This is a genomic window from Streptomyces solincola, from assembly GCF_002982015.1.
GTDB lineage: Bacteria > Actinomycetota > Actinomycetes > Streptomycetales > Streptomycetaceae > Streptomyces > Streptomyces solincola.
In genome coordinates this window covers 1-19,113 of sequence record NZ_PVLV01000382.1, presented here as the reverse complement: position 1 = coordinate 19,113, position 19,113 = coordinate 1, and the positions used below count along the sequence as shown (strand labels likewise).

The 19,113-nt window shown below is 75.9% G+C and carries 12 protein-coding genes; 7 read left to right on the top strand and 5 right to left on the bottom strand.

Features of this window, described 5'->3' with window-relative positions:
* On the bottom strand, positions 1-5,019 hold a 5,019-nt coding region (locus tag C6N75_RS31735), incomplete at its 3' end, for a hypothetical protein (RefSeq protein WP_258177547.1).
* Positions 5,016-5,870: a DUF4132 domain-containing protein gene (locus tag C6N75_RS22270; RefSeq protein WP_105870676.1), complete on the bottom strand. Its 855-nt coding sequence runs from the start codon at positions 5,868-5,870 to the stop codon at positions 5,016-5,018. The genes C6N75_RS31735 and C6N75_RS22270, both read right to left, overlap by 4 nt.
* 821 nt (positions 5,871-6,691) lie before the next feature.
* Here C6N75_RS22270 and C6N75_RS22265 point away from each other — a divergent pair.
* Genes C6N75_RS22265 through C6N75_RS22255 form a run of 3 tightly spaced genes read left to right on the top strand, consistent with a single transcriptional unit; the run spans position 6,692 to position 10,202 of the window.
* Positions 6,692-8,092 carry a uracil-xanthine permease family protein gene (locus C6N75_RS22265; RefSeq protein WP_105870679.1) on the top strand — a complete coding sequence of 467 codons (1,401 nt, stop codon included), beginning with the start codon at positions 6,692-6,694 and terminating at the stop codon, positions 8,090-8,092.
* Complete coding sequence (locus C6N75_RS22260; RefSeq protein WP_105870675.1) at positions 8,089-9,495, top strand: amidohydrolase family protein; 1,407 nt, start codon at positions 8,089-8,091, stop codon at positions 9,493-9,495. The genes C6N75_RS22265 and C6N75_RS22260 overlap by 4 nt, the downstream gene beginning before the upstream one ends.
* Positions 9,492-10,202, top strand: coding sequence for a sulfite exporter TauE/SafE family protein (locus tag C6N75_RS22255; protein WP_105870674.1), 711 nt, complete (start codon positions 9,492-9,494; stop codon positions 10,200-10,202). The genes C6N75_RS22260 and C6N75_RS22255 overlap by 4 nt, the downstream gene beginning before the upstream one ends.
* Positions 10,203-10,386: 184 nt before the next feature.
* Here the strand turns inward: C6N75_RS22255 and C6N75_RS22250 are convergent, their stop codons facing one another.
* Positions 10,387-11,436: a LacI family DNA-binding transcriptional regulator gene (locus tag C6N75_RS22250; protein ID WP_105870673.1), complete on the bottom strand. Its 1,050-nt coding sequence runs from the start codon at positions 11,434-11,436 to the stop codon at positions 10,387-10,389.
* Between the two features lie 319 nt (positions 11,437-11,755).
* Here C6N75_RS22250 and C6N75_RS22245 point away from each other — a divergent pair, with 319 nt between their 5' ends.
* Together C6N75_RS22245 and C6N75_RS22240 are read left to right on the top strand one after the other, a co-directional pair.
* Positions 11,756-13,195, top strand: a complete 1,440-nt coding sequence (locus C6N75_RS22245) for a Gfo/Idh/MocA family protein (protein WP_105870678.1) — start codon at positions 11,756-11,758, stop codon at positions 13,193-13,195.
* A 52-nt stretch (positions 13,196-13,247) separates the two neighbouring features.
* Positions 13,248-14,234, top strand: a complete 987-nt coding sequence (locus C6N75_RS22240) for an NEW3 domain-containing protein (protein WP_258177545.1) — start codon at positions 13,248-13,250, stop codon at positions 14,232-14,234.
* 18 nt (positions 14,235-14,252) lie between these two features.
* On the opposite strand, the gene C6N75_RS22235 is transcribed toward C6N75_RS22240, so the two are convergent.
* The gene (locus tag C6N75_RS22235; RefSeq protein ID WP_105870672.1) at positions 14,253-15,038 is read right to left on the bottom strand and encodes a DeoR/GlpR family DNA-binding transcription regulator; all 786 of its coding nucleotides are present in this window, start codon (positions 15,036-15,038) and stop codon (positions 14,253-14,255) included.
* 200 nt (positions 15,039-15,238) lie between these two features.
* Between C6N75_RS22235 and C6N75_RS22230 the strand changes: the two genes are divergently transcribed.
* Complete coding sequence (locus tag C6N75_RS22230; protein ID WP_105870671.1) at positions 15,239-16,123, top strand: SIS domain-containing protein; 885 nt, start codon at positions 15,239-15,241, stop codon at positions 16,121-16,123.
* A gap of 38 nt (positions 16,124-16,161) precedes the next feature.
* Positions 16,162-17,067 carry a class II fructose-bisphosphate aldolase gene (locus tag C6N75_RS22225; RefSeq protein ID WP_105870670.1) on the top strand — a complete coding sequence of 302 codons (906 nt, stop codon included), beginning with the start codon at positions 16,162-16,164 and terminating at the stop codon, positions 17,065-17,067.
* 112 nt (positions 17,068-17,179) lie between these two features.
* Here C6N75_RS22225 and C6N75_RS22220 read toward each other — a convergent pair whose 3' ends face one another.
* Positions 17,180-19,054 (bottom strand): siderophore-interacting protein, encoded by a 1,875-nt coding sequence (locus tag C6N75_RS22220; RefSeq protein WP_105870669.1) that lies wholly within the window; start codon positions 19,052-19,054, stop codon positions 17,180-17,182.
* Between the last annotated feature and the right edge of the window lie 59 nt (positions 19,055-19,113).

Genomic DNA, 19,113 nt, shown 5'->3' with positions numbered 1-19,113 from the left:
GGTGCGGGCGGGCCGCCACTCGCTCCAGCGGACGCAGTTGCGGTCGGTGGGGTCGGGGAGGGCGAGGATCTGGAGGTAGAGGGCGGCGGCGTCCTCGCTCAGACCGTGCCGGGCGGCGGCCTCGGCGACCAGCCCGGGGACGCTGCGGGTGGGGTCCTGGGCGTGGCCGGGGCGGGTCTCCCCGGTGGCGCCGGCGGCGACGGCGCGGGCCAGGTCGTCGCCGAGGACGGTCCGCAGGGCATGCACCCCGCCGCCGGCACGGGCGCCGGTCAGCCCTTCGAGCAGCCCGAGGACGGGGTCGTCGGGGCCGGTGAGGGCGGCCGGGCGGAGCAGCACGGCTTCGTTCGCGCCGTACCAGGGGCGCAGGACGAGTGCCTCGCCGGCGGGGGTGAGGGCCTGCGCGGCGCTCCCGGCCGTACCGGTGCCGCCCGTGCTGGTGCCACCGGGGCTGCCTGTGCCGGTGCCGCCGGCGCCGGTGCTGCCGGCGCCGGTGGGGTCGGTGGCGGGCGGCAGGCCGTAGGCCTTGCGGATCTCGGGGGCCGCGGGGGCGCCCTTGTCCGTCCACGACAGGTGCAGGTCGAGCAGGAGCCCGGGGTCGGCGATCCGGTCGCGCAGGGCGGCGAGTCCTGCGGGCAGCGCGGCGCGCAGCGGGTGGCCGTGCGGGAGGTGGTAGGCGAGGGCGGCCAACGCCTGGACGGCCGAGGCGAGATGGCCGGGGGCGGGCACGGCGGCGGGATCGTCGGGGACGAGTCCGCCGTCCTGGCCGATCCGCTGGACGGTGGTGCGGCTCAGCCAGGGGGTGTGCGCCGGGTTGAGCACCGCTTCGGCCGTGCCGACCGCGATGCCGGTCAGGTGGGCGGCGACGTCCTCGGTGACGCGGACCCGGGAGCCGAGCCGCCGGTCCCAGAGGCGGGCGGCCGCGGCCGTGTCGGGGCCCGAGGTCCACAGCTTCTCGGGGTCCTCGGGGAGCAGTGCGGCCACCAGGGCGAGCTGGTCGGCCTGGTCGAGCGTGGCCAGCAGCTCGCGGCCGGACGCGTGGCCGCGGGACGTGAGCCCGGTCGCGGCCAGCGCCTCCGGGTCCGGCTGCCGGGGCAGCGCGGCGGTCAGGAGGGCGGCCTGCACGGGGCCGAGGCCGGGGGCGCAGGCGTCGGCGAGGGCGGTGACCGCCGCGGGCTGCCAGGGGGCGGCGCCCTTGGCGCGGACCAGCCCGGTGACGGCGGCGAGCACGTCGGCGGAGAGACCGGGGAGCCGCTCGGTCTCCTCCCGGAGCGTGAAGTGGGCGACGGCCCCGAAAGCGCCGGCCGGGTCGTGGTCGAGCGCCAGCCAGAAGACGTGCTCCCGGCGGTCGTCGTAGCCCCGCTGGCCGAGGATGACGACGGTCCGGCCGGCCCGGCGCAGCACCTGCCCCGCGCGCTGCTGCTGCTCGTACTTCTCGGCGAGCACGACCTCGCGGAGCCGGCCGGTCGGCGCGGCGAGGGGGCCTGCGGCGAGGGCGTCGAACAACTGGAGGAGTGCCTGGCGCTGGTTCTCGGGCAGAGCGGGCGAGGCGGCCCGGTAGGCGAGCGGACGCAGGGCCGTCAGGTGGGGCAGCCAGTCGACGCCCGTGGCGGGGACCGTGGCGGCCTCGCCGGTCCAGTCGCCGGTCAGGGCGTTGAGGCGTTCGGCGCCGGGCAGCGGCCTGCCCTCGGCGGGGCTGCCGGACAGGACGTGGTTGACGGCGCGGATCTGCCGCAGCGCGGTCCAGTGCCGGGCCGCGCCCCCGTACCAGCGGCGCTGGTCGTCGGAGAGGCCGGCGACGGCGCGGCCGAGGGTGTCGTCGTCGCCGTGCTCCGGGCTGAGGTCGGCGAACATCTCGGTCACGGAAGCGGCCTGCCCCTGCCCGGTGTCCGGCGCGGTGAAGGCGGTGGTGGCCTCGGCGTGGCGGACGGCCGCGCGGACGATGGCGGCGACGCCGGTCAGCAGGCGTACGTCGGTGAGCGCGGGCAGCGCCCGGGACACGGCGAGCCGGGCGACCTCGTCGGCGGTCGGACCTGCGACGGCGGGGTCGCCGGGCGCGGCCGGACCGGTGGCGGCGCGGCGGCCGGTGCTGGCCGGAACGGCGGCGGTGGCGGCCGGAACGGCGGCGGTCTGCGCGGCGGTCTCGGCGCGGTGCCGGGCGAGGGCTTGGGCGGTGGTACGCAGCAGGTCGGCCGTCTGCGCGTCGGTGAGGGCGCGCAGGGCGTCCGAGCCGCGTCGGTCGCGGGGCCGCAGCGCGTGCCAGAAGGCCACCGGCGGTACGTAGCGGGTGCCGGCGGCGAACTCGCCGCCGCCCTGGCCGGTCTTGACGTGTCCCAGCTCGCCGGTGGCGGTGGTGGCGTCGGCGGCGAGGAGGGTGACGCCGTGCCGGGTGAGCGCGGCGAGCGGGGCGGCGCCGGGCAGCTCCAGCGCGCCGAGCGGGGTGGCGGCGACGCCGCCGGGGGCGGCGGCCAGGGTGACCGTGCGGCCGTCGGGGGTGCCGGTGGTGGTGGTCCGGGCGCCGTCCGTCTCGCCCTCGGTGCGGACCCAGCGGCCCAGCACCGTGCCGTCGGTGCCGAAGGGGGTGCCCTCCAGGCCGGGCTGGAGCGGCAGCAGCTCGCAGGCGTCGTGGACGAGTCGCGCGCCGTCGTGCACGCCGGAGCGTAGGAAGGCGGGGAGCGAGGCGCGGCCGTGGGCGCCGGTCGCCGGGTCGTACTCCAGCCAGACGGTCCGGGTCGACTGCCGGCCCTCGCGCCAGTAGCCGGTGCCGTCGCCGAGGACGGGACGGCTGGGCGGCAGCGCGGTGTCACCGGCGTGCAGGGCGCGGGCTCCGGTGGCGCGGCCGCCGGTGGGCAGCGGCAGCGACGGGGCGCCGGCGCCGTCATCCCACCAGCGGGGCACCTGTCCCGCGCCGTCGACGCGGAAGACCTCGCCGGGCCGGTTCGACCAGTAGCCGAGCTGCTTGTCGTCGTGCCACCAGATGACGAGCAGTTCGCCGTCGGTGTAGCGGAAGAAGGGGCGCCGCCAGCGGTCCGGGGGGCCGGGGATGCGGAGGTCGTGTTCCAGGAGGACCGCGTCGGGGCCGACCACGACGGCCCGGCCCCCGCGGCTGAGGATCAGGGCGGGCCACGCCTCGCCGACGCGGACAGTGTCGCCGTGGTGCTTCTCGGGCGCTTCGGCGAGCCGCTGCCAGGCCTCGTCCAGGGCGGGCCAGCCCAGCTCGTCGAGGATGCCGGCGCGCAGGGTGCGGGCGAGCAGCGGCACGGCCTGGTGAGCGGCGACGCGGGCGGTGGCCTCGGAATTGACCCGCTCTGCGACGGCCCGGAACGGACGCAGCCGGGTCAGTGCGGCCCGCGCGCCCGGCAGTCCCTCGGAGCCGGCGAGCGCGTCGGCGGCGTCGTCCAGCCAGTCGTGCAGGATGCCGCGGAGCACGGGGTGGCCGGCGAGGCCGTCGAGGACCTGCGGCGTGGGCCGGCTCTCGCCGATGCTGCCGACGGCCCGGTGGAGCAGGCCCCGCAGGTGCGGGGCCGCGCCGAGGGCGGTGAGGTCGCGGCGGCCGGGCCCGGTGTCCTGGAGCCAGTTGTCGAGAGGCAGATGGGCGTCGGCGGGCGGCGCGGCGAGCGGGATGCCGGTGGCCACGCACAGGTCCAGCAGGTCCGGTTCCGCGCCGTTGCGCCAGCGGCCGGTGAAGAGGTCGACGGGGCGTCCGTCGGCGCGCAGCCGGTCCGCCATGCGGGCGACCAGGTCGAGGGTGGCCGGCGAGCGGCGCGAGGCGACGGCTCCGTGCTTGCGGTAGGCCGCCCAGCGGCCCAGCCACTCGGCCGCGTCGACCAGGCCGCTGACGGGTGCCGCACCACCGGTGACCACGCCGGCCCCCGAGGAGGCGGCCGCGATGGCTGACGGGTCCCCCGAGGAGGCGGCCACGGCGGCTGACGGATTCTCAGAGGAGGCGGCCACGGCGGCGCCGCGCTCTGGGGCTGCGTCCGCGCCGGGCAGGGCGGCCGGGGCGCCGTCCTCGCCGGTGAGGAGGGCGGTGGCGCCGGTTTCGGCGAGGAGGGTCAGCCACCACTCGTCGTCCTCGACGGCGCTGCCCAGCTCCCGGGGCAGGATCTCCAGCAGGCGGACCCTGGTCTCGGGGCGCCGGCGGGCGAGGACGGCCAGGGTGGTGCGGTAGGCGGTCCAGAAGGTGCGCGGGGCGCGGACGACGGCGGGTGAGGCGATCAGGTCGGCGACCAGGGCGCATTCCTCGGTGACCCGGTCCAGGCCGGCCGCCTTGATCAGGCCGCGGGCGTCCTGCGGCAGCGAGGCGTACGGGGTCATGCCGGCCGCGCAACGCTCGACGGCGAGCTGCCGGTACTGCGCCCAGGCCTCGGCCGGTGCGAGCCGGCGGGTGAGGTCCCTGACGTGCTCCTTGAGCGCCTTCACGGTGAGCGCTCCGGCGAAGGCGAACTCCAGGAAGACCGCCCGCTGCCGCTCCTCGTCCACGGCCAGGCCGTGTACCCGCTCCGCTTCGCGGGCCTTGCCGAAGAAGGCGGCCGCGTAGGTGGTGTTGCCGTGCTGGAGGAAGACACGGGCGGCCTGCTCGTAGAAGGTGGGCAGGAAGTGCGGGACGGCGCGGCCCAGGCGGTCGGCGAGGGCCTCGAAGCCCTCCTTGGCGGCGCCGGCACGGGACTTGGCCTGCCGGGCCAGCCGCTCGACGTCCTTGACGAGGGCGAGGGCGTGCCGCCCGTTCGCCGGGTCGTTGACCAGGGCCCAGGCGGGGAAGCCGAGCGTCTCGCGGCGCACCCGGCCGACCTCGGGGGTCTCCGGCTCGCGGGCCAGGCCGAGGAACTCCAGGGCGAGGTCCTCGGCCTCGCCGAGGGTGCCGGGGACGAGGCGGACGACGCGGCGGTCGCCGAGTGCCGCGTGCGTGTAGCTGCGCGCGGTGAGGGTGTCGGCGTCGTCCCGGCCCGCGCCGGCCGCCGGGGGCAGCACGGCGCCGGACTCCAGCAGCACGGTCTCGGTGGCGTGGTCGTGGGTGCTCATGCGGCACGCTCCTCGTTCTCGATGTCGCGTCCGGCGTACAGCGCGGCCGCCATGCGCATGCCTTCCGACCAGGCGACGGGGCCGACCTGACCGAGCCTCAGCGTGCGGCCGGACCGGTCGGTCCAGGTCAGCGGGCCGGTCTCGGTCTCCTCGTAGCTGTCGTAGTCGCCGATCCACACGCGGGCCTCGGTGGGGTGGCCGTCCTCCAGGACGGGGCAGACGGCGTGGCCGCCGCGCACCCGGTAACCGAGCTGGGTGGTCCGGCCGTGCAGGAAGCGCAGCTCCTTGAAGGCGCCGCCCGCGTGGTCGTCGACGCTCCCGGCGTCCGGGTCGAGGCCCGCCGGCCGGTGCCAGACCTCGCGGAAGAGCTGCCCGGCGCGCTGCTCGACGCCCAGTTCGACGGCGAACTCACGCAGGTCCTCCAGGTCTTCGAGGAGGACGGGGTGGGGGATGCGGACGCGGGTGGGGCTGATGCGGACGGTGTCGCCGTCGAGGTCGACGAGGCCGATGCCGCGGCCGGGCTCGGCGTCGCGGAGGAATCCGGCGACCTCGCCGTCCTCGCCGGAGACGACCAGGTCGCGCAGGGCGGTCTGCCAGGCCGGGTCGGGCCAGACCCGCTCGACGACGGCGAGGGGCACCGGCAGCGAGCGCACCATCCACCGCTCCACGGAGTCGAGGCACTGGCGGTCGTGCCGCTCCAGCCATTCGACGAGCTGCCGCAGCCCGACCACCGCGGGATCGTCGGCGATCTTGGCGGGGACGGACTTCAGCCGCCGTCCGGTCGCGTTGCGGCACACGACCCTGCCCTCGTCGAGGGCGACTTCGTAGTCGCCCGCGGTCACCCACCCCATGTGTGCCTCCCCGCACCGTGCTGGTCGTTCGGAAGAAGAGCCGACCGTCCTCAAGAAGGGCTGGTCGCCGTCGAGAAAGGACTGATCGCCTTCACAGGGCTGATCGCCTTCGAGAAAAGCCGGTCGCCTTCGCGCGAAGAGTTGATCGCCTTCAGGAAGAAGCTAGAGGACGGCACTGACAACGCCCCGGCGAGGGCCCCGCCGAGAGTCCCGTCGAGGACCCGGCGAGGACCGTCGAGGGACCGGCGAGGACCCGGCGAGGGACCGGCGAGGACCCGGCGAGGGACCGGCGAGGACCCGGCGAGGGTCCCTCGCGAGCGCGGTCGAGCGCCTGGCGGGGCAGCCGGATGCCGAACTCCTCGGCCACCGCCGCCGGAAGCGCCTTCTCCGTGCTTTCCGCCGCGGCCGGGCCGTCGAGGAACCGCTCGGGGTCGGGTGCGGCAGGTGTGCCGCCGGTGCGGCGCACCGGACCGTCGGGGCGGGTGTACGCGAATGCCGTGTCATCGCTCATGCGTCGATGCCGGCGCCCGCCCCTGACAACGATGCCTGGCCCGCCGCTCGCGCGGGGCTCCGTCTCGCGTACCGGCCGATCCCTTGACGCGTATCCGGAGCGCTCACATACTGGCGGCCAAATCGATTTGGCCGCTGACTCCGCCCCCGTCTCGGGCGGGTCGCGGCCGAAACCGGAGCGAGCCGAACGGAGCTCGAACGTGCCCAGTCCCCACTCCGCACCCCGCATCCCCACCCCGCCCGACCCAGCCGTCGAACAGCCGTCCCGGAGGCCCGAGAAGGTCGGTCCGGACCGGCCGGCCACCCACCCGGTGGACGAGTCGCGGCCGGTCGGCCGGATCGTGCTCTTCGGCATCCAGCACGTCCTGGTCATGGCCGCCACGCCGATCTCGGCCATCTTCCTGATGAGCGCCACGCTCAAACTCGATCCCGGGCTGACCGTCGACCTGCTCGCGGCCGCGTTCGTGCTCTCCGGCGTCGGGTCGCTGATCCAGTCGCTGGGGCCCTGGAAGTTCGGGCCGAAGCTGCCGTTCGTGATGCTGCCGGGAGGCGCGCCCCTCATCCTGTTCCTGGCCATCGCCGAGCAGCACGGGCTGCCGACCGCGAGCGGGGCCGTCGTCATCACCGCCGCGTTCTCCTTCGTGGTGCTGCCGGTCTTCTCCCGGTTGCTGCGGTTCTTCCCCGCCCTGGTCATCGGGACGATGATCGTGATCGTCGGGGTGAACCTGGTGAAGGTCGGAGCGGTGCTCGTCACCGGCCGGCCCGGCCAGCCGGGGTTCGCCGACCCGGCCAACCTGGTGCTCGGACTGGCGACCATCGGCTTCACCGTGGCGTTCTACTGGCTGTTCACCGGGGTGCTGCGGCAACTGGCCGTCATGCTGGGCCTGATCGCCGGCACCGTGCTCGCGTTCCTGCTCGGCGGCGTCGACTTCGGGTCGGCGGCGGAGGGCGGGCTGGTCCACCTCCCGCAGGCCCTGCCGTTCGGCACGCCGGAGTTCAACGTGGTCGCCGCGCTCCCCCTGATGCTGTACAGCCTGGCGTCGATGGCGGAGGCCACCGGCCAGACGGTGATCAACGCGGAGGCCGTGGGCAAGGAGATCGACCAGCGGCGGGACGTACCCAAGACCATCCGCGGCGACGCCTTCACCTCGCTGTTCGGCGGCTTCTTCGGGCTGCCGCTGATGGTGACCAGCGGCGAGAACATCGGCATCGTGCGGGTCACCGGCGTCCGCAGCCGCTATGTGACCGCGGCCGCGGGGGTGGTGCTGATCGTCATCGGCTTCCTCGCCCCGATCACCCGGGCGATCAGCGTCATCCCGTCGGCGGTCGTGGGCGGCACCGCGATGGTGGTGTTCGCCGTGATCACCGTGCTGGGCGTCCAGATGCTCGGCCGCTCCGGCCGGCTCGACCGCCACACCGACACCTTCATCTGCGCGGTGGCGCTGGCGCTCGGCCTGCTGCCGATCCTGATCCCCGGCGTGTACGGCGGGCTGCCCGCGAACGTTCGGATCCTGCTGGAGAGCGGGGTCGCCGTCGGCGCGGCCACCGCCGCCGTCCTGAACGTCCTCTTCCACCACGTCCGGCTCCCCTGGTCGGCGCGGCCGGCGGGGCACGCGGCGGACCGGGCGACCGAGCCGGACGGGGGCGCCCCCGCACGTGCCGGCACACCTGCCGAAGTCCCCGTCCCCACCCGTACCGAAAGCGAACGATGAGCGACTGCGACCTCACACCCGACCGGCTGCGCGACCATGCGGGCCCGCTGCTCCTGGTCCCCGACGCAGTGCTGGCCCCCGACGGGCCGTGGGAGGGCCACGCGGCGGTCGTCGCGGGCGGCGTCTTCCGCGCGGTCGGGCCGGCCGGGAAGCTGGAGCGGGAGCACCCGCACCTCACGCCCCTGCGGTTGCCCGGACACCTGCTGCTGCCCGGCTTCGTCGACGCCCACCACCACCTGACCCAGAGCTTCGGCGCGGCCCTCGCCTTCGGTGAACCCTCGGAGATCTTCCGCCGGGTGTGGGTGCCGCTGGAAGGCGCGCTGGACGAGGAGGCGGTGTACGTCGCGGCCAAGCTGGCGGCGCTGGAGTCACTGCGCGGCGGCTTCACCACCGTGGCCGAGGCCGGCACCCGGGCGCCGGTCGACGTGGAGCTGGTGGCGGCCGCCACCCGGGACGCGGGCATCCGCTGCGTGCTCGGGCTGATCTGCAACGACGACAACGACGGGGACGGGACCGGGGACACCGGTGCGATGCTGGCCGAGGCGGAGAAGCACCTGGCCCGGTACGCGGGCGAGGAGCTGGTCCATCCGTCCCTGGCCGTGTCCGTCCCCGAGGCGGCGACCGACAGGCTGCTGACCCGTACCGCGCGGATGGCCGCCGAGGCCGGGGCGATCGTGCAGATGCACGTCAACGAGCATCTCGCCGCCGTGGAGCGCTCGCTGGTCCGGCACGGGCTGCGCCCGCTGGAGTACCTGCACCGACTGGGGGCGCTGGGGCCGCAGTTGCTGGCCGCGCACGCCACCCTGCTCACCCCCCGGGAGGTCGGGCTGCTGGCCTCCACCGGGGCGGCCGTCAGCTACAACCCGGTGGCCAGTGCCTGGAAGGGCAACGCCGTCGCCCCCGCGACCACCCTGGCCGAGCGGGGCGTGCGGTTCGGGCTCGGCACGGACGGCACCCGGGGCGACGCCTTCCGGCTCGCCGACGCCGCCGAGTTCGCCCAGCGCATCGCGTACGGCCTGGCCACCGGCGACTCCTCGTGCGGCGGCGGCTGGACGTGGCTGGACCGCGGCTCCCGGGGCGGCGCGGACGCGGTCGGTCTCGGCGCGCGCACCGGGCGGATCGCCGAGGGCGCCGCCGCGGACTTCCTGCTGGTGGACGCCACCGCGCCGGAGACGGCGCTCTCCGCGGACCTGCCGTGGGAGCTGGTACGCCGGGCCAACCGCGACCAGATCCGGGCGGTGTTCACCGCCGGCAGGCTGCGGCTGTGGCAGGGCTGGCCGGTCGACTGGGACGGTCCGGCGCTGGTGGCCCGCGCGGCCGAGCTGGCCCGGGAGGTGAGACTGCGGGCCCCGGTGGTCCGCGCCCATCCGGTGTCGGCCGACGCCTGGGCGGTGCGGCCGTGACCGGGCAGACCATCGCCGTACTGGCCTGCACCGTCGCCGTCGCGGCCTTCGTCCAGGGCGCGAGCGGGCTGGGCTTCGCCCTGATCGTCGCGCCGGTGGCCGGACTGCTCGACCCGGGGCTGGTACCGGTGTTCGTGCTGGCGTCGATGATCCCGCTGAATCTGTACGTCGCGTGGCGCGAGCGCGCCTCGCTCGACCTGCGGGGCGCGGGCTGGATCACGGCGGCCCGGCTGGCGGCCACCCCGGGCGGGCTGATGCTGCTGTGGGTGATCCCCGACCGGCGGCTCGGTCTGTTCGTGGGGGCGGCGACGGTGCTGGCCGCCGTGGTGAGCCTGGCCGCGCCGGCGTTCCGGCCCGGGCGCGGCGCGTACCTGGGCGCGGGGGTGGTCACCGGGCTGACGGAGACGGCGACGGGCGTCGGCGGCCCGCCGCTGGCGCTGGTCTACCAGCACCGGCCGCCGGCCGAGCTGCGGGCCACGGTCGCCGCGTGCTTCCTCACGGGTGAGGTGGCGTCGCTGGCGCTGCTGTTCGCCACCGGCCGGGGCGAGGTGGCCCAACTGGGTTGGGCGGCGGCGCTGCTGCCGCCGCTTGCGGCCGGGGCACTGCTGAGCAGGCTGGTGCACCAGAGGCTGGACGCCCGGCGGATGCGGCTGTTCGTGCTGGTGTTCGCGCTGGTCTCGGGCACGGTGCTGATGCTGGGGCTGTGAACCCGGCCCCGGAGACCGGGAGGGGCCCGGAGACCGCGAGAGGCCCGAAGACCGGGAGAGGCCCGGAAACCCGGATGGATCCGGAGACCGGGAGGGCCCCGGAAACCGGGAGGGCCCGGAGACCGGGAGGGGCCCGGAGACGGGGCCCCGGTCACCGGGCGGGAGTGTCCGCCGGGGCCGCGGCTCAGGGCCGGGGCGGCGGGCGGCGCAGCGAGGAGGCCCGGGGCACCACCCGCGGCTCGGGCGCGGTGGCCGCCGCCGGAGTGGCGGCGGTCTCGCCGCGCAGTCGGGCGAGCAGCAGGTCGACGGCGTCGGCGGTGGCCTGGTCCAGGTGCAGGTCGACCGCGGTGAGCGGCGGTTCGCAGGTGCGGGCGCGCAGCCCGTCGTAGCGGGTGACGACCATGACGTCGTCGGGGATGCGGCGGCCGCTGTCGCGGACGGCCCGCACGGCCCCGACGGCGAAGGCGTCCACCAGCGCGCAGACCGCGTCGGTGTCGGGGTGCTCGGCGAGGAGCGCGGCGCACGCCTCGTACCCGGCCTGCTCGCCGCCCTCCTCGGGCGCAGTGGCGACGACCGGCGGCCAGCCGTGCGCGGCGGCGGCCCGGAGGTAGGCGGCGCGCGCATCGACGGCGGAGTGGCGCGCTCCGGCCCCGACGAGCAACGCGGGCCGCCGGGCGCCCTGTTCGCGCAGATGGGCCAGGAGCAGGTCGGCGACCGGGCCGCCGTGCAGGTCGACGTACGGGGAGTCGTCGCCCTCCGCGGTGGGGCGGCCGAGCGCCACATAGGGCAGGCCGCGCTCGCGGAGCTGCGCCACGGCCGCGTCGTCCCGGTCGGGCTCCACGACGATGGCGCCGTCGATGTCCACCGAGTACAGCGCGGAGCCGGAGCGCACCGGGGGCACCAGGACGAGGGCGTAGCCGTGCAGCAGCGCGCTCTCGGCGGCCGCGGCGGCGACCTCCATGTAGAAGCCCAGCCGGGAGGCCCCGCCGGCCACCGCGAAGGGCATGGAGGAGGCGAGCGCGATGGCCTTGGCCTCGCCTCGGCGCAGCCGCTGGGCACGCAGGTTGGGCCGGTAGCCGAGCTCGGCGGCGACCTGCTTGATGCGTTCGCGGGTGCGCGGGTCGACCTTGCCGATGCCGTTCAGGGCGTGCGAGACGGTGGTCCGCGACACCGAGGCGGCTCGGGCCACGTCGGCGATCGTCGGCGGCCGGGATCCGGTGCCGGAGGTGGCCATGTGCGGGTCGCTCCTCGCTCGCCTCGGGTACGGCGGTACGGCGCTGCTGGACGGGATCATCTTCGCCGACCGCTCCCGGTGGCGGGAAGCCGCGTCCCCCGGCGACGGAAGGCCGCGTGCCGCGAGGGGCGGGAAGCCGCGTCGCCCGGGGCCGGAGGTCCCGGTTCGCGGGGGGCGGTCGGGGTTCGGCGCACCCATCCGGATGAGCGATTCTGATTGCTTCGGGCGCGTTGGAAGCATCTATTGACACGAACTTGTCACCTCCGCCACAGTCGTCGCGCCGGCGATCCCGTACGCACCACGTCTGGAGCGACTCGTGATACGTGAAGTCCCCGAAGTCCCGCGCCGTTCGGTCCTCGGAGGTGCGGTCGCCACCGGGGCGCTCGCCCTCGGGATGGGAGCGCTCGGCGCGGCGCCGGCGAGTGCCGCGCCGGGTTCCGGGCCGGCCGAGCAGGCCGCGCCGCGGCGTCGGCCCGGGCAGAAGACGATGATCGGGGTGCCGTACGCCGTGCACCGGACGGTGCGGGTGGCGGTGATCGGCCTGGGCAACCGGGGCAGCGGGATGTCCGCGGGATGGGCGGCCGTGCCGGGGTGCCGGGTCACCGCGGTGTGCGACATCCGCGCGGACCGGGCCAAGCGGGTGGCGGAGGACCTGGTCGGGGCGGGCCGGCCGCGGCCGGCCGAGTACGGGGGCGCCGCGGACTCCTACGCGGCGATGCTGCGCCGGGACGACATCGACCTGGTCTACATCGCCACTCCCTGGGAGTTCCACTACGAGCAGGGGCGGGCGGCGCTGCTGGCCGGCAAGCACGTCGTCGTCGAACTGCCCGTGGCCACCGGCCTGGACGAGCTGTGGGACCTGGTCGACACCTCGGAGCGGACCCGGCGGCACCTGATGCTGGCGGAGAACTGCTCGTACGGGCGCAACGAGCTGGCCATGCTGAAGATGGCGCACGAGGGGGTGTTCGGTGACGTCACCAACGGGCACGGCGGCTATCTGCACGACCTGCGGGAGCTGCTGTTCTCGGACACCTACTACACGGACGCCTGGCGGAGGCTGTGGCACACCCGCAGCACCGCGTCGTTCTACGCGATGCACGGGCTGGCGCCGATCGCGGCGGCGATGGACGTCAACCGCGGCGACCGGATGACGACGCTGTCCGCCACCGCCACCGCGCCGAAGGGGCTGGCCGACTACCGCGAGCGGTTCGTGCCCCGGGGGCACCCCTCGTGGCGTGAGAAGTACGTCAACGGCGACCTGGTGACCTGCCTGATCGAGACGGCGAACGGGCGGGTCATCCGCGCCGAGCACGACGTCAGCTCGCCCCGCCCGTACAGCCGGATCAACAGTCTGGCCGGCAGCCGGGGCATCTTCGAGGACTACGCGGGAACCTCCGCCACCGGTGCGCGGGTGTACTTCGAGCCGGACCACTCGGGCCACTCCTGGCGGGACTTCGCGCCGTACCGCAAGGAGTTCGACCACTGGCTGTGGAAGAAGATCGGCGACGAGGCGGAGGGCGGCGGCCACGGCGGGATGGACTACGTGCTGCAATGGCGCACCGTGCAGCTCATGCGGGCCGGCCTGGTGCCCGACATCGACGTCTACGACTCGGCGTCCTGGTGCGCCCCGGTGCCGCTGAGCGTCCAGTCGCTGGCGCGCGGCGGCCGGCCGGTCGCCGTCCCCGACTTCACCCGCGGCTCCTGGGTGAACCTGCGGCCCGGACTGGACTCCCGGATGACGGAGATGCCGCCGGTCTGAGGCCACCGGTCCGCGTTCCCCCCTGCCAGAGACCAAGGAGTGAGAGAGGGGCGTGTTCTCGGTTGTGCTGCGAAGAGCCGGGGCCGTGGTGGCGGTGGCGGCGGCGGTCGCGCTGACCGCACCCGCGGCGGTCGCGGCGCCGAGGGCCGCGGCCGACCGCACCGCGGTGGCCGTCTCCCCCGTCGACCTGGACGGGCCGGCGATCTCGGAGGTGAGGGTCACCGTCGCCAACGCCGGGCCGGAGCGGATGCGGCGGCTCAGCGTGGGTCTGAAGGGGCCGGCCGGCTGGGCCGTGCAGCCGGCGGCGGCCCGGGTCGAGGGCGCGGTGCGGCCGGGCGCGGCGGCGAGCGTGGTGTTCCGGGTGCAGGTGCCCGAGCGCCGGCCGGGCTTCACCCTGCGGACCTTCACCGCCACCGCCTCCTACGAGGGCGGGGACGGGCGGGGGTCCGGCACGGGGACCCGGGTGGAGCGCTCCGGGGCGGTGCTGGAGCGGCTGTCCGACGCCTTCGACAACGTGGGGGCGACCAGCGAGAGCGACACTGCCCCGGGCGACTTCGACGGCGAGGGCAACAGCTTCTCGGCGCAGAGGCTGGCGGCGGCGGGGCTGTCGCCCGGCGCCCGGGTCGACGCCTTGGGCGCCGCGCTGACCTGGCCGGACGTCGCACCGGGCAGCCGGGACAACGCGATCGCGCGCGGACAGGCGGTCAAGGTCGAGGGGCAGGGCGGGCGGCTGGTGTTCCTCGGCTCGGGCGTCGGCTACGACGCCGCCGGGACGGCCACCGTGCTCTACGCCGACGGGTCGAGCACCAGTGGGGCCGTCGGCTTCCCCAACTGGTCGTTCCAGGAGGCCACCGCGCACGGGGCGACGCTGGTCGGCTCGACCGACGGCCGCAACCGCCCCGACGGGTACGGCGACGCGGGCGTGGCGTACCGGGTGTTCGCGCACGCGGTGGAGCTGGACCCGGGCAGGCGTGTGGCGGCGGTGGTGCTGCCGGCCGACGCGGGCATGCACGTCTTCGGCGTGGCGATCGCCCCGTAGGAGCGCGCGGGGAGCGGGTCAGACGCGGATGACCTCGATGTTCTGGGCGGTGAACTGGGCCACCACGTCGTCCGGCGCCTCGGTGTCGGTGACCAGGCGGGTGATGGCCCCGACCGGGCAGACCTGGGCGAAGGCCCGGCGGCCCAGCTTGGTGGCGTCGGCGACCACGATGATGGCGGCGGCCCGGTCGGCGATCGCCCGGTTCACGCTGGCCTCGCCCTCGTCGTGGCAGGCGGCCCCGAAGTGCGGGTGCACCGCGTTCACGCCGAGGACGGCGTAGTCCAGGGCCAGGTGCTCCAGGACGGTGGTGGCGAGCGGCCCGGTCAGCTCGTAGGAGCTGGGCCGGGCCACTCCGCCGGTGAGGACGGTCTTGATGTGCGGGCGCACAGCCAGCTCGTTGGCGATGTTGATGGCGTTGGTGACGAGGGTGAGCGCCTCGCCCTGCCCGGTGCCGCCGGGGTCGGCGCGGGTGGCCAGCTCCCGGGCCACCTCGCTGGTGGTGGTGCCGCCGTTGACTCCGACGATCGCGCCGGGCGGGATGAACGCGGCGGCGGCGCGGGCGATGCGCTGCTTCTCGTCGGCGCGGCGGGCCGTCTTGTAGCGCAGCGGCAGGTCGTAGGAGACGGTGGCGGCCACCGCGCCGCCGCGGGTGCGGGTGAGCAGTTGCTGCCGGGCCAGCTCGTCCATGTCCCGCCGGACGGTGGCGGCGGAGGCGTCGAGCCGCTCGACCGCCTCGTTGACGGAGAGGTGGCCCTCCTCGCCGAGCAGCTCCAGCAGCCTCGTCCACCGTTCGTGTGCCTTCATGACCGTCCCTCCGTACCCGCCGGACCTGCGGGAAAACGATACGACGGGGAGCCGGAGCCGGGTGCCGCGGAGCCGACGGCTCCGACAGAGCCGCCGCGGTGGGCAGGGTGATGTTTTCTGCGTGGATGTGGCACATTGAAAGCAGCTTCGCTCATGACTTGTCGTCGGTACTGTTCGACCACGATCCGCCTGGAGTGCCCGTGTCCCATGTAGTCGCAGAGATCGCCAGCCAGCCGGAGTGCTGGGCCCGGGCCGCGGCGGTCGCGGCCGGCGCACCGGCGGGGCTGCCCGTCCCCGGCGAGCGGATCGCGGTCGTCGGCTGCGGCACCTCGCTGTACATGGCGCAGTCCTACGCCAGGCTGCGCGAGGACGCCGGGCTGGGCGAGACCGACGCGTTCGCCGCCTCGGAGTTCCCGGCCCGCCGGGCGTACGACCGGGTGCTGGCGCTCACCCGGTCCGGCACGACCACCGAGGTGCTGGACCTGCTGCGGGCACTCGGTGGCACGACGCGGACCACCGCCGTCACCGCCGACCCGGACACCCCGGTGATGGAGGCCGCGGACGAGGTGGTCGTGCTGGACTTCGCCGACGAGCGGTCGGTGGTGCAGACCCGGTTCGCCACCACCGCGCTCACCCTGCTGCGGGCCGGGCTCGGCCTGCACGGTGAGCGGGTGGAGGCCGACGGCCGGGCCGCGCTGGAGCAGCCGCTGCCCGAAGGACTGCTGGACGCGCGGCAGTTCACCTTCCTGGGCGCCGGATGGACCACCGGGCTCGCCCAGGAGGCGGCGCTCAAGCTGCGGGAGGCGGCCCTCGCCTGGAGCGAGGCGTACCCGGCCATGGAGTACCGGCACGGCCCGATCAGCATCGCCGCGCCGAGCACGGTGACCTGGTCGCTGGGCCCGGCGCCCGACGGGCTGGCCGAGCAGGTGCGCGCCACCGGGGCCCGCTGGATCGAGGGCGGTCTCGACCCGCTGGCCGAGCTGGTGCGCGCGCACCGGCTGGCCGCCGCGCTCGCCGAGGCGCGCGGCCTGGACCCGGACGCCCCGCGCAACCTGACCCGCTCCGTCGTCCTCGCCGGCGCCTGAGCCACCGCCCCTCCCCCTCACTCCGCGGAGAGCCCGAGATGCCGCTGTCCACCACCGCCGAACTCGTCGCCGCCGCCGCCCGCCGGGGCGGCGCCGTGGCTGCCCTCAACGTCATCACCCTGGAACACGTCGAAGCCGTGCTGCGCGGGGCGGAGCGCGCGGGCCGGCCGGTCATCTTGCAGATCAGCGAGAACGCCGTCGCCTTCCGCGAGGGCCGGGCCGCGCCGCTGGCCGCCGCCGCCCGCGCGGCCGCCGAGAGCGCGCGCGTCGGCGTGGCGCTGCACCTGGACCACGTCAAGAGCGGGGCGCTGCTGCGCACCGCCGAGCAGTGCGGGTTCAGCTCCGTGATGGTGGACGCCTCCCACCTGCCGTACGCGGAGAACACCGCGGTCACCCGGGACGCCGCGGCCTGGGCGCACGCCCGGGGCATCTGGGTGGAGGCCGAACTGGGCGAGGTGGGCGGCAAGGACGGCCAGGGCCCGCTGGACGCGCACGACCCGGGGGCGCGCACGGATCCGGCCGAGGCCGCGCGGTTCGTCGCGGAGACCGGGGTGGACGCGCTGGCGGTGGCGATCGGCAGCAGCCACGCCATGACGTCCCGCACCGCCAGGCTGGACCACGGGCTGCTGCGCCGGCTGCACGGCGAGGTGCCGGTGCCGCTGGTGCTGCACGGTTCGTCGGGTGTGCCGGACGCCGAGCTGGCGGCGGCCGTCGCCAACGGGATCGCCAAGGTCAACTTCGGTACGGCGCTGAACGCGGCGCTGACCGGGGCGGTGCGGGCGAAGCTGGCGGCCGACCCGGAGGTGGTGGACCCCCGGCGGTATCTGGCCGGGGGCCGGGAGGCCATGGCGGAGGTCGCGGCCACGCTGGTGGGTGTGGTCTCCGGGGCGTTCGGGACCGCCGGGGGCGGAGACGGGGAGCGGCTGCCGGAAGCCGTCCACTGAGTCGGACCGGGCGGGTCCGCCGCCGGCGGTGACCTCACCGTGCAGGAAGCACGGCGAGGGGCGGCGTACCGCCCGGGTGGCGCGGACCACCCGGGCGGCGGATGGCGCCGGGTCAGGAGGCGGGGGTGAGCCGCCACATGCGGTGGTCCCAGCCGATGTCGGTGACGGCGTGGACGGTGAGCCCGGCGCGCTCGGCGAGGGCGGTGAGGTGGGCCTCGTCGCGGACGCCGGAGCCGAAGGCGCACTTGAGGCGCAGGTGGTGCAGCACGGCGTCGACGTCGTCGGGGTCGGCGGCCGTGGTCTGCTCGACCAGCAGCAGGGTGCCGCCGTCCGGGAGGTTCGCGCCGGCCTCGGCGAGGACCTGCACGGCGTCCTCGTCGGCGAGCTGCTCCAGCAGGCGGGAGACCAGCAGGACGGCGTCCGGGCGGGCGGGCACCGGGCCGCTCTGGGCGGTGAGCTCCACCCGCGGCAGGACGTCGGTGTCCAGGACCTGGTCCTGGAGGGTGCGCAGCGCGGAGGGCAGGGCGGTGATCCGCACCTTCAGCTCCGGGTGGGCCTTGACCAGGGCGTTGACGACGGTGGCGGAGCCGTGGCCGGTGGCGGTGAGCGCCGGGACGGACGCCCAGTCGTGGGCGCGGACCACGCCGGGGGCGATCCAGCGGGCCTCCTCCTCGACGGCGGCGCGGGCGGTGCCGGCCAGGTGCTCGTCCTGCTCGATGGCGGTGGCGAGCGGCAGCCCGGCGAGGGTGCGGTAGCCGGCCCGGCCGGTGCGCAGGGTGGGCAGCAGGCCGGCGAGGGAGGCGTCCAGGTGGGCTTCGGCGCCCCCGAGGTGGTACTCGTCGGCGGAGTGGTCGTCCTCGACCAGCTCCTCGCTGATCGGGGTGAGCCGGTAGCCGTCGGCGGCGTCGCCGGCCAGCACGTCGAGGGAGACCAGGTAGGTGAGGAGCGCGGCCAGGGTGGTGCGGTCGGTCTCGGTGGCCTCGGCGAGGGCGTCCAGCGTGCGGGCGCCGGACTCGACCAGCTCGAACAGGCCGATGGTGACGGCGGCGCGGATGGCGTAGCCGGGGGCGAGGTCGGTGAGGGCGTGCAGCCGCTCGTGGGCGTCGTCGTCCTCCTCCTCTTCCACGGCGACGGCCGCGGTGGCCTCGGAGACGGAGGCGGAGGCGGTCGCGGCGGGGGGCGCGGTGCGCCGCCAGTAGCCGGTGATGTGGGTGTGGTCGCGGGGCACCTGGCGTTCGGCGGCGAGGTGGCGGCGGATGCCCTTGAGGGAGACCGCCTCGCCGGCCACCCAGGCGTAGACGGTGCCGGGCAGCCACTCCAGGTCGCGCACGGCCTGCTCCAGCAGGTCGGTGGTGCCGGCCGGGGCGCCGTCGCGGGAGAGCCAGGTGATGTCGGCGTCGGCCCGGGTGGGCAGCTCCTGGCGGTGGCTGTCCTCGCCGATCTCGATGAGCACCTTGGCGCGGGTGCCCTCGGGCATCTCGTGCAGCCAGCGGGCGATGGCGGGCAGCGCGGTCTCGTCGCCGGCGACCAGGATCCAGTCGGCGCCCTCGGGGTGGCTGTGGGACATCTTGGGGCCGGCGATCCAGGCGCTCTCGCCGGGCTCGGCCTGCTCGGCCCAGCCGGACGCGACGCCGCCGTCGTGGCGTACGAAGTCGAAGTCGATCTCGCCGGCGGCCGGGTCGAAGCGGACCGGGGTGTAGTCCTTGGCGACCGGGCGGCCGTCGGCGGGCCAGTCGAGGCTGCTGGTGTTCTGCCGGGGCAGCACCAGGCGGCCTTCCTCGTCGGCGAAGAAGAACTTCACATGGTCGTCGAAGCCTTCGGTGCGCAGGCCCGGCAGGTCGAAGCCGTCGCGGTGGAAGGCGTGGAGCTGCTCTCCGCCGAGGGTGATCCGCCGCATGCCGGGGGTGAGGTTCTCGGCGCGCAGCACGGTCAGTTCCCGGAGGACGATGGGGAAGGTGACGACCGAACGGGGGCTGCGGGTGGGCATGGTGATGCTCCTTCGGACGCGGCGGTGGCAGGGACCGCGGCGGGGCGGGGCGGATGCGG